Origin of the sequence: Arthrobacter sp. Bi83, assembly GCF_918698095.1 — a bacterium.
GTDB lineage: Bacteria > Actinomycetota > Actinomycetes > Actinomycetales > Micrococcaceae > Arthrobacter.
The window spans coordinates 1-12396 of record NZ_CAKKLY010000023.1 but is presented as its reverse complement, the minus strand read 5'-3'; the positions used below and the strand labels follow the sequence as shown (position 1 = coordinate 12396).

At 67.3% G+C, this 12396-nt stretch carries 11 protein-coding genes; 2 read left to right on the top strand and 9 right to left on the bottom strand.

Annotated features, from left to right (window positions below):
• Positions 1-92: 92 nt before the first annotated feature.
• The 4 genes from gatB to LQ144_RS12245 form a co-directional block, all read right to left on the bottom strand.
• Positions 93-1601 carry an Asp-tRNA(Asn)/Glu-tRNA(Gln) amidotransferase subunit GatB gene (gene gatB, locus LQ144_RS12260; RefSeq protein ID WP_230119043.1) on the bottom strand — a complete coding sequence of 503 codons (1509 nt, stop codon included), beginning with the start codon at positions 1599-1601 and terminating at the stop codon, positions 93-95.
• On the bottom strand, positions 1598-3178 hold the full coding sequence (gene gatA, locus LQ144_RS12255) for an Asp-tRNA(Asn)/Glu-tRNA(Gln) amidotransferase subunit GatA (protein WP_230118983.1): 1581 nt from the start codon (positions 3176-3178) through the stop codon (positions 1598-1600). Before gatA ends, gatB begins: the two co-directional genes overlap by 4 nt.
• A gap of 6 nt (positions 3179-3184) precedes the next feature.
• Positions 3185-3481: an Asp-tRNA(Asn)/Glu-tRNA(Gln) amidotransferase subunit GatC gene (gene gatC, locus LQ144_RS12250; RefSeq protein WP_141940678.1), complete on the bottom strand. Its 297-nt coding sequence runs from the start codon at positions 3479-3481 to the stop codon at positions 3185-3187.
• 145 nt (positions 3482-3626) lie between these two features.
• A complete protein-coding gene (locus LQ144_RS12245; RefSeq protein WP_354962147.1) occupies positions 3627-5315 on the bottom strand; it encodes a CitMHS family transporter in 1689 nt (562 codons plus the stop codon).
• Here LQ144_RS12245 and LQ144_RS12240 point away from each other — a divergent pair.
• Positions 5314-7065: an ATP-binding protein gene (locus LQ144_RS12240; RefSeq protein WP_230118981.1), complete on the top strand. Its 1752-nt coding sequence runs from the start codon at positions 5314-5316 to the stop codon at positions 7063-7065. The two genes, LQ144_RS12245 and LQ144_RS12240, sit on opposite strands and share 2 nt — an antisense overlap.
• Before the next feature lie 7 nt (positions 7066-7072).
• On the top strand, positions 7073-7735 hold the full coding sequence (locus LQ144_RS12235) for a response regulator (RefSeq protein WP_230119042.1): 663 nt from the start codon (positions 7073-7075) through the stop codon (positions 7733-7735).
• 50 nt (positions 7736-7785) lie between these two features.
• On the opposite strand, the gene LQ144_RS12230 is transcribed toward LQ144_RS12235, so the two are convergent.
• The 5 genes from LQ144_RS12230 to LQ144_RS12210 form a co-directional block, all read right to left on the bottom strand.
• Complete coding sequence (locus tag LQ144_RS12230) at positions 7786-8169, bottom strand: RidA family protein (protein ID WP_230118980.1); 384 nt, start codon at positions 8167-8169, stop codon at positions 7786-7788.
• 91 nt (positions 8170-8260) lie between these two features.
• Positions 8261-8764, bottom strand: a complete 504-nt coding sequence (locus LQ144_RS12225) for a GNAT family N-acetyltransferase (protein ID WP_230118979.1) — start codon at positions 8762-8764, stop codon at positions 8261-8263.
• 97 nt (positions 8765-8861) lie between these two features.
• Positions 8862-9683, bottom strand: coding sequence for an inositol monophosphatase family protein (locus tag LQ144_RS12220; RefSeq protein ID WP_230118978.1), 822 nt, complete (start codon positions 9681-9683; stop codon positions 8862-8864).
• Positions 9680-11923 carry an NAD-dependent DNA ligase LigA gene (gene ligA / locus LQ144_RS12215; RefSeq protein WP_230119041.1) on the bottom strand — a complete coding sequence of 748 codons (2244 nt, stop codon included), beginning with the start codon at positions 11921-11923 and terminating at the stop codon, positions 9680-9682. Before ligA ends, LQ144_RS12220 begins: the two co-directional genes overlap by 4 nt.
• A gap of 102 nt (positions 11924-12025) precedes the next feature.
• On the bottom strand, positions 12026-12396 hold a 371-nt coding region (locus LQ144_RS12210), incomplete at its 5' end, for a hypothetical protein (protein WP_230118977.1).

Here is a 12396-nt window from a genome sequence, read left to right as displayed (position 1 = left end):
CCCCGTTAACCCCCAACTGGGTCGCAGTCGGTGTCGTTTTGACGGCTCAAATACGACGATAACTGCGACCCAGTTGGGTTAAAACGGGTGGCTTAGCCTTCGACGCCGAGCCTCTGCAGGATCAGCTCCTTGACGCGGCCGGCGTCGGCCTGGCCGCGGGTGGCCTTCATAACGCCGCCCACGATCGCGCCGATGGCCTGCAGCTTGCCGGCGCGGATCTTGTCCGCGACGTCGGGCTGCGCGGCAAGTGCCGCGTCGATGGCTTCCAGCAGGGGGCCGTCGTCGGAGACCACGGCCAGGCCGCGCTTCTCCACGATCTCCGCCGGGGTGCCTTCGCCGGCGAGGACGCCGTCGAGGACTTCGGCGGCCATCTTGTTGTTGATCTTGCCGGCTTCGACCATCTTGTTCAGTTCCACGATGGTTTCGGGCTTGACGCCCAGCTGGCCGGGGTCGACGTCCGCGTTCTTGGCGCGGCCGACGATCTCGCCCATCCACCACTTGCGGGCCACCGTGGCGGCGGCGCCGGCGGCGATGGTTTCCTCGATCTCGTCCATCACACCGGCGTTGACCACGTCGCGGAATTCCAGGTCCGAGTAGCCCCAGTCGGCCTGCAGGCGTTTGCGGCGCTCGGCCGGCGGCTCGGGCAGCGTGGCGCGCAGCTCCTCCACCCATTCCCGCGAGGCAACCACAGGAACGAGGTCAGGCTCCGGGAAGTAGCGGTAGTCATCGGCGTCGGACTTGGCCCGGCCCGACGTCGTCGAGCGGGTATCCTCGTGCCAGTGGCGGGTTTCCTGGATTACGGGCTCACCGGAGTCCAGGACGGCTGCGTGCCGCTGGATCTCGTAGCGGACGGCATGTTCGACGGCGCGCAGCGAGTTCACGTTCTTGGTCTCGGAGCGGATGCCGAAGCGTTCGCGTCCGTGCGGGCGGAGCGAGACGTTGGCGTCGCAGCGGACGTTGCCGCGTTCCATCTTGGCGTCCGAGACGCCGAGGTTCTTGACGATCTCGCGGACCGCGGCAACGTAGGCTTTGGCCAGTTCGGGGGCGCGGGAACCGGCGCCTTCAATCGGCTTGGTGACGATCTCCACGAGCGGTACACCCGCGCGGTTGTAGTCCACGAGGGAGTAGTCGGCGCCCTGGATGCGTCCCGCGGAACCGCCGAGGTGCGTCAGTTTGCCGGCGTCCTCTTCCATGTGCGCCCGTTCAATCTCGACGCGGAAGACGGTGCCGTCGGAGAGCTCGATGTCCAGGTAGCCGTCGTAGGCGATGGGCTCGTCGTACTGGGACGTCTGGAAGTTCTTCGGAGTGTCCGGATAGAAGTAGTTCTTCCGGGCGAAGCGGCAGTTTTCGGCGATCTTGCAGTTCAGCGCGAGGCCGATCTTGATGGAAGACTCCACCGCCGTCCTGTTCAGCACCGGCAGGACGCCGGGCATGCCCAGGTCCACCTCGTTGACGTTGGTGTTGGGCTCGTCGCCGAAGACGTTCGGGGCGGAGGAGAACATCTTGGTCTTGGTGTTCAGTTCCACGTGGACCTCGAACCCCAGGACGGGATCGTACTTCTCCATGGCCTCTTCGAAGCTCAGGGTTGCGTCAGACATCAGTGTGAACCTCCGTGGCTCGGAACAGTCTCAGCGAGTGCGGGTGCCGGCAGCGAAGGAGCACGGTCCAGGAGAGGACCGCCCCACTTCTCTTCCAGCAGCGATTCCAGGACCGCACCCACGCGGTATAGGCGGGCGTCCTCGCGGGCTGGCGCCAGGAGCTGGATGCCCACGGGCAGCCCGTCCTCGTCCGCCAGGCCGCCGGGCAGCGACAGCCCCGGGACGCCGGCCATGTTGGCCGGGATGGTGGCGACGTCGTTGAGGTACATGGCCAGGGGGTCGTCCAGCTTCTCGCCCAGTTTGAACGCCGTGGTGGGGGCGGTCGGGGAAATCAGGACGTCGGCCTTGGTGAAGGCGGCGTCGAAGTCGCGCTGGATGAGCGTGCGGACCTTCTGCGCGGAGCCGTAGTAGGCGTCGTAGTAGCCGGCGCTCAAGGCGTAGGTGCCCAGGATGATGCGGCGCTTGACTTCATCGCCGAAGCCGGCGGCCCGGGTGGCGGCCATGACGCGCTCAATGGTCAGCGGCGGATCCTCGGGGAGGACGCGCAGCCCGTACCGGACGCCGTCGAACTTGGCCAGGTTGGAGGAAGCCTCGGACGGCATGATCAGGTAGTAGGCGCCGAGGGCGTACTTGAAGTTGGGGCAGGAGACCTCAACGATTTCCGCGCCGGCCTGCTTGAGCAGCTCGAGCGATTCATTGAAGCGGTTCTCGACGCCGGCCTGGTAGCCCTCGCCGTGGAGTTCCTTGATGATGCCGATCTTCATGCCGTCCACGTTGCCCAGCCGGGCCGCGGCAGCGAGGTCCGCAAGCGGGTCAGGCAGCGAGGTGGAGTCTTTCGGATCGTGGCCGCCGATGACCTGGTGCAGCAGCGCCGAGTCCAGGACGGTGCGGGAGACGGGGCCGATCTGGTCCAGGGAGGACGCCATGGCGATGGCACCGTAGCGCGAGACGCCCCCGTAGGTGGGCTTCACGCCCACGGTTCCGGTGACCGCGCCGGGCTGGCGGATGGATCCGCCGGTGTCGGTGCCGAGGGCCAGCGGCGCCTCGAAGGCGGCGACGGCGGCTGCCGAACCTCCGCCGGAGCCGCCGGGGATGCGGTCCAGGTCCCACGGGTTGCGGGTGGGGCCGTACGCCGAGTGCTCCGTGGAGGAGCCCATGGCGAATTCGTCCAGGTTGGTCTTTCCCAGGATGGGCATCTTCGCGGCGCGCAGCTTCTGCACGACTGTGGCGTCGTAGGGGCTGTGCCAGCCTTCGAGGATCCTGGAGCCGGCTGTGGTGGGCTGGCCGACCGTGACGATGAGGTCCTTCACGGCGATGGGGACGCCGGCGAGTTCGTGCAGCTCCTCGGCGGCGGCACCGCCGGCGGCGCGGATGGCGTCCACCTCGGCGGCGACGGCGAGGGCCTCTTCCGCGTTGACGTGCAGGAACGCGTGGACGCCGCGGTCGCCGCCGTCGACGGCGGCGATGCGGTCAAGGTGGGCCTGCACCACTGCGACGGCGGTGACTTCGCGGGCGGCAAGCTTTGCGGCCAGCTGGGCGGCGGAGAGGCGGATCAGCTGGTTGCTGTTGGTTTCAGTCATGTTCTTTTATGCCTCATCCAGGATTGCCGGGACCTTGAAACGGTTCTCATCGGAATCCGGAGCGCCGGAGAGTGCCTGCTCGGCCGTGAACGTGTGCCCCACGACGTCTTCGCGGAACACGTTGGTCAGCGGAATCGGGTGCGAGGTGGCCGGAACGTCATCACCGGCGGCTTCACTTACGGACTTCACCGAATCTACGATGACGGCGAGTTCGCCGGCCATCCTGTCCAGCTCTTCAGCACTCATCTCAATGTGCGCGAGCCGCGCGAGGTGCGCGACGTCGTCACGGTTGATCGCAGCCATGGATCTCCCCTGCAAGTTCGGATTGTTTTCCGAACCAGTCTACGTGTCCGGGACGACGAACAACGCGGGGTCACTTACGGCCCATCGGGAGGTCCGGAATGGGCCGTAAGTGACCCCGCGTTGCTTGGTGCGGGTGTTTGGTTTGCTAGCCGACGCCGATGGCTCCGGTCAGCATCCCGACGCCGAGCATGACGAGCGAGATGACGGCGGTCCGCCACAGGACTTTCTTGTGGTGGTCGCCCAGGTCCACCTTGGCGAGCGAAACGAGCAGCAGGATGGCGGGAACGAGCGGGCTCTGCAGGTGGAACGGCTGGCCGGTGATGGAGGCCCGGGCCATTTCGGCGGCGCTGACGCCGTAGTGGGCGGCGGTCTCGCTCAGGACCGGAAGAACGCCGAAGTAGAAGGCGTCGTTGCTCATGAAGAACGTCATGGGGATGCTGAGGATGCCGGTGATGACTGCCATGAACGGGCCCATGTCGGAAGGGATGATGGCCACGAGCCAGGCTGACATGGCCTCTACCATGCCGGTGCCCTTGAGCACACCGGTCAGGACAGCCGCGGCCATGACCATGCTCACCACGGCGACGATCGAAGGTGCATGCGCCACGAGCTGGGCGCCCTGGTCCTTGACCTTGGGGAAGTTCACCAGCAGGGCGATGGCGGAGCCCACCATGAAGACGAACGGCAGCGGCACGAGGTCGGCCACGAGCATGACCATCACGGCGACAGTGAGGCCCAGGTTGAACCACTGCAGCTTGGGCCGGAGGGTCTTGCGGTTGGGGTCCAGTGCCGTGTCCGTGAGACCGGTGTCGCTGTCGGCGAGCGTCTCGGTGCGCTCCAGGACGGCCACGGAGGAGCCGCCGACGGCGGGGCCTCCCGTTGCGGGGACAGGGGCGGTTCCGGTGCCCTTGCGTCCGCGGCCGGTTCCCGAACCGCCGCCGGACGTTCCGCCGTCGAACGCGTCGGCGGTGTCCGGCACGGACCAGATTTCCGGCGCCGTGGCGCGGAGGCGGTTACGTTCCTGCAGGCCGAGCAGCCAGGAGAAGACGAGGACAACAACCAGGCCGGCGATCAGCGAGGGGATCATGGGAACGAAGACGTCGTTGACGTCGAGCTTGAGCGCGGTGGCGGCACGGGCGGTGGGGCCGCCCCACGGCAGGATGTTCATGGTGCCGTTAGCCAGGCCAGCCACGCAGGTGAGGACAACGGGGCTCATCTTCAGCCGGAGGTAGATGGGCAGCATGGCTGCAGTGGTGAGGATGAAGGTGGTGGAGCCGTCGCCGTCGAGGGAGACTGCGGCCGCGAGGATCGCGGTGCCGAGAACAACCTTGGCGGGATCATTGCCGAGCTTGCGCAGGATGAACCGTACCAGCGGATCGAACAGCCCGACGTCGATCATCAGGCCGAAGTAGATGATGGCGAACATGAGCAGGGCGGCGGTGGAGGTCATGGACTTCATTGAGTCCATGACCATGTCACCGATGCCGAGGCCTGCGCCTGCGAAAAGACCGAAAACGGTGGGGACAATGATCAACGCCAGCACTGGCGTCAACTTCTTCGTCATGATCAGCACCATGAATACCGCGATCATGGCGAATCCAAGTAATACCAGCACAGCCGGCTCCTTCTTGATGATTGGCACCACCTCGATGTGATGCGCACTACAGACGTTAGAGTGGCGCGGGTCACGGCAGTGCCTTTGGCTCAATTGATTGGCATACTGCTTATTGGGAGCATTTTGCGCATTTTGCTCACGGGCGTCCGAAGGCCTGCGCACAACCCCATCTGCCCGGCCCCACGGGCCGGGAAAGACCGCCCGAAGGAGGAGCGCCATGGCCAGACCGTCCCGACGGCTGCCGCTCAGGTTCTCCACGCAGACGCTGCTGTTGCAGCTGGGCGTGGTGCTCCTGGTGGTGCTCCTCAGCGGCGCCGTCCATGCCTGGCTGACGTTCGAACGCCTGGGCCGCGAGGCGGAGAACCAGGCGCTCACGCTGGCCCGGACGGTGGCCTCGGATCCCTCGGTCCGCGCCGAGGTGCAGGCCATCAGCCGGCAGGCGGGCACTCCCCCGCGGGCCGAACTGCTTGCCGGTCCGCTGATGGCGACGGCCGAAGGGGCGCGCACCCGGACCGGCGCCCTGTTCGTGGTGATCACTGACGAAACCGGGATCCGGCTGGCCCATCCCGACGCCGAGCGGCTGGGCGAGCGGGTGAGTACTGATCCGTCGGAGGCGCTGGCCGGACGCGAGGTCACCACCCGCAACACCGGGACACTGGGACCCTCGGCGGGTGCCAAGGTGCCGGTTTTCGCGCCCGACCCGCCTGGCTCGCCTGGCTCCGAGGCCGGTTCCCCGGCCGGTTCCAGCGTCGCACCCCAAACCGTCGTCGGCGAGGTCAGCGTGGGCTATTCCACCGAGACCATCGGCCAGAGCCTTGCCCGGGACATCGTGCCCATCGCCGTCACGGCGGCCGGCGCCCTCTTGGCTGGAGTCCTGGCGTCATTCCTCCTCCGTCGCCGGCTGCAGCGGCTCACGCTTGGCCTGGAACCTGAGGAAATCAGCACCCTGGTGCACGACCAGGTGGCCGTGCTGGAGGGTGTGGACGAGGGCGTGGTGGGCGTTTCCGCCGAGGGCCGCATCAGCGTTTTCAATGCCGCGGCCCAGCGGCTCCTGGGCCAGCCCGACCTGACCGGAACGCTGTGGTCGGCAGCCCCGGTTCCGGCCCAGCTCAAGGCGCTCACAGAGGCCGATGCCCGGGAGGGCGAAGCCGTGGAGCTTCTGGCCGGCGGCCAGGTTTTGGTGGCGAGTGCCCGCAAGGCCCTGCACCGTCAGGAGGACCTTGGCTGGGTCGTCATGCTCCGTGACCGCACCGAGCTCCAGCAGCTGACGCGCCAGCTCGACGCCGTTGGCACCATGTCCACGGCACTCCGGGCGCAGCGGCACGAGTTTGCCAACCAGCTGCACACGATCGCCGGCTTCATCAGCATCGGCCAGCATCAGCAGGCGCGCGAGTATCTGGAGCGCCTCGCCGCCACCGGGCCGCTGAGATTCCCGGTGGAACAGGCCGAGCTGCTGCAGGACCCCTACCTTCAGGCATTTGTCGGCGCGAAGGGCGTGGAAGCGGACGAACGCGGCGTTGCGCTCCGGATCGGGCCGGAAACCCTGGTGCGCGGCCAGGTCGCGGAGCCGCAGGATGTCACCACTGTCCTGGGCAACCTCATAGACAACGCGGTCAACGCGGCCGTGGCCGGCTCAGCCGGCGAGCGCTGGGTGGAGCTTGAGCTGCTGGACGAACCGTCGGACGACGGCGGGACGCTGCATATCGTCGTCGCCGATTCCGGCGACGGGCTGCAGGGCGACGCCGATCCGGAGTCGGTGTTCGCGGAAGGATTTACGACGGCGGCCGGCCCGGTACGCGCGGGCGGCGGCCAGGGCCTGGGGCTGGCTTTGGCGCGCCAGCTGGCGCGGCGCCGCGGCGGCGACGTCAGGATGCTGGAGCCCGGGGCCGCCGGGGGGCCCGGCGCCGTGTTCATGGCGACGCTGCCGGGCACCACAACGGCGCAACGATTGAGTGACGAGCAAGGATAGGACGATGATGTCTGAGGATTTCAGGGTGCTGATCGTGGATGACGATTTCCATGTTGCCAAGCTCCATGCCGCCTACGTGGACTCGGTGGCGGGCTTCCTGGCGCTGCCGCCGGCGGGTTCGGCGTCGCTGGCCCTGCAGTCCATCCACAGCCTGCGTCCGGACCTGGTGCTGCTGGATGTGTACCTGCCGGACGCCTCCGGCCTGGACCTGCTGCACCAGCTGGACGTCGACACGATGATCCTGAGCGCGGCGTCCGATGCCGCCTCGCTGCGGACGGCATTCCGCCGCGGCGCCCTCGGGTACCTGCTGAAGCCCTTTACCGCAGAGTCCCTGTCGCAGCAGCTGAGGTCCTATGCCCGGTACCGGCGTATCCTTTCCCAGCCCGGGTCCTTGGATCAGGACACCGTGGAGCGGGCCAAGCGCGCTCTGATTGCGGGGGACGTCTCGCCGTCGGCCAGGCCGCGCTCCGCCACCGAAGCGGCGGTGCTGGAATCCCTGGTCCCGGGGGAACAGTATTCCGCGGCGGACGTGGCCGGGCGGGTGGGTGTTTCCCGGGCCACCGCCCAGCGGTACCTTTCGTCGCTGGCCGATGACGGCGCCGTCGAGATCCAGCTCCGCTACGGAACCACCGGCCGCCCGGAACACCGCTACGGCCTCCCGCCCCAATAATTCACCTCGCCCGGCCGACAGAGGTCTCTGCCGAGTGTCGTTGGTGGTGGCTAGTTAACGCTCTTCTGCGCGACGAGCTCGATCTCCACGAGCATCTTCGGGTCGAGGAACGGCAGGACGTGCACGAGGGACAGCGTGGGGCGGATGTCACCGAAGACCTCGCCGTGGGCCTTGCCAGCGTCTTCCCACTTGCTGATGTCCGTCAGGTACAGCTTGGACTGCACGACGTCGGCCAAGCCGAAGCCCGCGTCGGCCAGGACAGTCTCCAGCTTCTGGAGGATGTATCTGGTCTGCTCGTAGAAGTCGGTGCCGACGATGCCGTCCTCACCGGCGGCGGCGGTGGCGGAAATGTACAGCGTGTTATCCACCTGGACAGCGCGGGAGTAGCCGAGGGTCTGTTCCCAGACGGAACCGGTGCCGAAAGTCTTGCGCATGGTGCGCCTTTCACTGGGGCCGCCTGCCGGCCGGCGCATACGCAGCCGGTGAACGGGGCCGTGGAAATGAGTCGGCACCACTCTAGGGCGGCTAGACGTCCAGCCGGAAAACCAGCAGTTTTATGTCGGTGTCCGGCACGAACCAGTCCCGCTCGGGAACCCGCCGGAAACCGGTCTTCCGGTACAGGCCGTGGGCGCTCTCCCACGTCCCGCCGGTGGTCAGGGCCACGCCGCTGATGCCTTCCAACGACCTCGCGTGCTCGATGATCGCTCCCACGAGGGCCTGACCGGCGCCGCTGCGCTGCACCGCTGGGTCCACCACGAGCATACGGAATTCGAGTTCGTCGTCGAGGGCGATGTCCGCAAACGGCTCGCCCACAACGGCCAGCGTCACGGACCCCACAATCCGGCCATTCCGTTCGGCCACCCAGATGGTGGCCTGCTCCGCCCGCCTGGCCACGTCCTGGATCTGCTGCATGTAGGGGTGATCGGCACTGTCGAAATATCCCGCCGCCAGATAGGAATCGCGGGTGATCCGGGCTATCGCCTCGTAATCGGCGGGGACTGCTGGACGGATATTGATCTGCGGCTGCACCTGTCAATGCTAGTTCCAGCGGCCGGATGCGCCGCGCGAAACAGGCCTTTCCGTGACTGATCTATCACTTCGAGCAACTGGCGTCCGGCTCATCGTCTCAGAGCGGAAACTTGCCGGACATCTCCAGCGTTCCCGCGCACGTCCACGCTGCCAGCCGTTCGTCATCCGAGGGCCCGCCGTTCAGCGGGCTAGTCAGCCGGGGACGCCGCACCCAGCAGCCGGCTTCCTCGGCGATCAGGGCTCCGGCGGCAAAGTCGTGTTCGTTGAGGCCTCGCTCGCCGAAGGCATCGTGCGTGCCATCAGCCACAAGGCAAAGGTCCAGGGCGGCCGAACCGAGCCGCCTCACATCCGCGAACCCCTCCATGAACCCGCCCAGCGCCGCGGCCTGCTCCGCGCGGACAGCGGGATCGTAGCTGAATCCGGTGGCCAGGATCTGGCCCGCACGGCCGGACACTGGACCGGTGAGCTGGACGCGGTGGCCGCCCTGTTCGAGCCAGGCGCCGTGGCCCCTTGAGGCGTAGTACACGCGCCCCAGCGCCGGGGCGTTGACGACGCCGGCCAGCCAGACGCCGTCGGCATCGGCCACCGCCACGGAGGTGGCGTAGTAGACGATGTTGCGGATGAAGTTGGTGGTGCCGTCCAGTGGGTCAATGGACCAGCGGAGCCCGCTGGGATTCTCCGGGCGGGTGGTGCCGTGTTCCTCGCCGGTGATGGTGTCCTGCGGACGCGCCGCGCGGATGGCGCTGCGGACAGCGTTCTCGGCGGCCACATCAAACGCCGTGACCCAGTCCCCCGCCTCGCCCTTGTTGCTGACAGCGCCGTCCGCCAGGGAATCGCCGCCCCGGGTGGACAGGACGGCGGCGCCAGCGGCGGCCGCCGCCTGGGCCACGTCAAGCAGACCGTTCGGATCCAGGCTCATTCCGGGCCGTTTCCGTCATCGTCCGAGACCTCGGGAACGGCCTCCGCGTCGGCAGCCCCGGCTGCCGGACCGTTGGCCAGCAGCTCCCGGAAGCCGTCCTCGTCGAGGACCGGAACGCCCAGCTGTTCGGCCTTGTCCATTTTGGTGCCGGCGTTTTCTCCGGCAACGAGGTAGCTGGTGTTCTTCGAGACCGAACCGGCCGCCTTGCCGCCGCGGACCAGGATGGCTTCCTTGGCCTCGTCCCGGCTGAAGCCTTCCAGCGTTCCCGTCACCACGATCGTCAGCCCCTCAAGGGTGCGCGGCATGGATTCATCACGTTCATCTTCCATCCGCACCCCGGCAGCCGCCCAGCGGTCGATGATCTCCACGTGCCAGTCCTCGGCAAACCATTCCGTGAGCGCCGCAGCGATGGTGGGGCCCACCCCGTCCACGCCGGCGAGTTCGTCTTCCGAGGCCTGCCTGATGGCGTCCATGGTGCCGAAATGCGTGGCCAGCGCCCGGGACGCCCGCGGCCCCACATGCCGGATGGAGAGCGCCACCAGCACCCGCCACAGAGGCTGGGTCTTGGCCTTTTCGAGTTCCTTGAAGAGTTTGTCTGTGGTGGCCGTGGGCTTGGACGGCGTTTTCGCGGTGCCCTTGCTGTAGAAGTACGGGACGAGTTCGTACTCCCCCGTGCCCACGCCCTTGGACCGCTTCTCGCGCCGGATCTTCACCGGGGCGAGGGCCTCCGGCGTGAGATCGAACAGGGCAGCTTCGGTGGTGAGCGGAGGGACCTCCGGTTCCGTCGGCTGCGTCAGGGCGATGGCGGCCTCCCAGCCCAGGGCCTCGATGTCGAAGCCTCCGCGGCCGGCCAGGTGGAAGACCCGCTCGCGCAGCTGGGACGGGCAGGACCGTGCGTTGGGGCAGCGGATGTCGACGTCGCCCTCCTTTGCCGGAGCAAGAGGGGTGCCGCAGGAGGGGCACTCCGTGGGCATGACGAAGTCACGCACCGGCGGATCCTGCTGGTCGCGCAGCGCCAGCACGGGACCCACGATCTCCGGAATCACGTCCCCGGCCTTGCGGAGGACCACGATGTCGCCGATCTTTACGCCTTTGGCCTTGACCACATCCTGGTTGTGGAGCGTGGCCATTTCCACGGTGGATCCTGCGACCTTCACCGGCACCATTACGCCGTACGGGGTGACACGCCCGGTGCGTCCGACGTTGACGGCGATGTCCAGCAGTTTGGTGTGCACTTCCTCGGGCGGGTACTTGTAGGCAACGGCCCAGCGCGGGACGCGGGTGGTGTAGCCGAGGGCGCGCTGGGTGGCGAAATCATCCACCTTCACCACGATGCCGTCGATCTCGTGCAGCAGGCTGTGCCGCTTGTCGCCGTACCTGGAGATGAATTTCAGCACGTCAGCCAGGCCGGCGAGCACTTCGAAGTAGGGACTGACGGGCAGTCCCCACTCCTCCAGCTGCCTGTAGGTTTCTGACTGGCTGGCGGCTGCGAGGCCTTCGCGGGCGCCGATACCGTGGACGAACATCTTCAGGGGCCGCTTGGCTGTCTCGGCGGGATCCTTCTGCCGGAGTGAGCCTGCAGCAGCGTTCCGCGGGTTGGCGAGCGGGGCCTTTCCCGCCTCGATCAGTGCCTCGTTGAACTCCGCAAACGCCTTGGACGGGATGAAAACTTCACCGCGCACTTCCATCTCGGCGGGAAAGCCGGAGCCACTGAGCTCCTGCGGAATTTCCTTGATGGTCAGCACATTGTGCGTGATGTCCTCGCCGGTGGTGCCGTCGCCGCGCGTGGCGGCCCGAATCAGCTTTCCGTCCCGGTACAGCAGATTGACCGCGAGGCCGTCAATTTTCAGCTCGGTCAGCCAGGAGGCCTGATGATTGCCGACCTTCGCGATCCCGGCCTCAGCCTTGGCGATCCACGCTTCGAGTTCCTCGAGGGAAAAGACGTCCTCGAGGCTGTACATCCGCTGCAGATGTTGGACGGCGGCAAAGGCCGCCGACACCTCCCCGCCCACTTCCTGGGTGGGTGAGTCGTTGGCCACCAGCTCCGGGTGGAGCGCCTCCAGCTCCTCAAGCCGCCGGAACAGGGTGTCGAACTCCGCGTCAGAGACGAGCGGCTCGTCCTCCTGGTAGTAGGCGAACCGGTACTTCCTGACGAGGTCCGCCAGATTCTCGTATTCGCCGCGGACCGACTCAGACGGAATCGCTTCCGGCTCGAGCTGGTCAGTTCCGGATGCTGCCATGTCTGCGGGACCTGATGCTGTGCTCACAGACCTATCTTGCCCTACACCCCGGACATTGTGCCGACGGTTCAGTGCTTACCGGTAACGGTCGCCGGAAGGTGCCTACCAGTGGGACGCGAGGCGGTTCCGGCTCCACAGTGCGAAGGCGAGTCCGCCAAGGCCAACAAGCAACACCCCTCCCATGAGCGCGAAGAGTCCGAACATCCCGGCTCCCGGCCCTTTTCCGTTCGCGCTGACGACGGCTTCGTGGCTCGCCTCGGCCTGGGTTTCGATCGGCCGGGTCCAGTTGGAATCCACGGGGGCGCCGGACGGCCCGGCACTCGTGGTGGGTCCGGCTGACGTGCGGCCCGCCGTGGCGGGCGCAACCGCAACGACCGGTTCCTCCGTCGTCGGCATGACGCCAGCGTCCGGTACAGATGCGGGCGGAACCGCAGTCCGCACCGCCGGGGCGGGGACCTTGGCCGGGGCCACCG

What these genes read in the sequence shown, in the direction of transcription:
- gatA (WP_230118983.1), bottom strand. Translation starts at nt 3,178, where the DNA reads ATGACTGAAACCAACAGCAACCAGCTGATCCGCCTCTCCGCCGCCCAG.
- gatC (WP_141940678.1), bottom strand. Translation starts at nt 3,481, where the DNA reads ATGGCTGCGATCAACCGTGACGACGTCGCGCACCTCGCGCGGCTCGCG.
- LQ144_RS12240 (WP_230118981.1), top strand. Translation starts at nt 5,314, where the DNA reads ATGGCCAGACCGTCCCGACGGCTGCCGCTCAGGTTCTCCACGCAGACG.
- LQ144_RS12245 (WP_354962147.1), bottom strand. Translation starts at nt 5,315, where the DNA reads ATGGCGCTCCTCCTTCGGGCGGTCTTTCCCGGCCCGTGGGGCCGGGCA.
- LQ144_RS12235 (WP_230119042.1), top strand. Translation starts at nt 7,073, where the DNA reads ATGTCTGAGGATTTCAGGGTGCTGATCGTGGATGACGATTTCCATGTT.
- LQ144_RS12230 (WP_230118980.1), bottom strand. Translation starts at nt 8,169, where the DNA reads ATGCGCAAGACTTTCGGCACCGGTTCCGTCTGGGAACAGACCCTCGGC.
- LQ144_RS12220 (WP_230118978.1), bottom strand. Translation starts at nt 9,683, where the DNA reads ATGAGCCTGGATCCGAACGGTCTGCTTGACGTGGCCCAGGCGGCGGCC.
- ligA (WP_230119041.1), bottom strand. Translation starts at nt 11,923, where the DNA reads ATGGCAGCATCCGGAACTGACCAGCTCGAGCCGGAAGCGATTCCGTCT.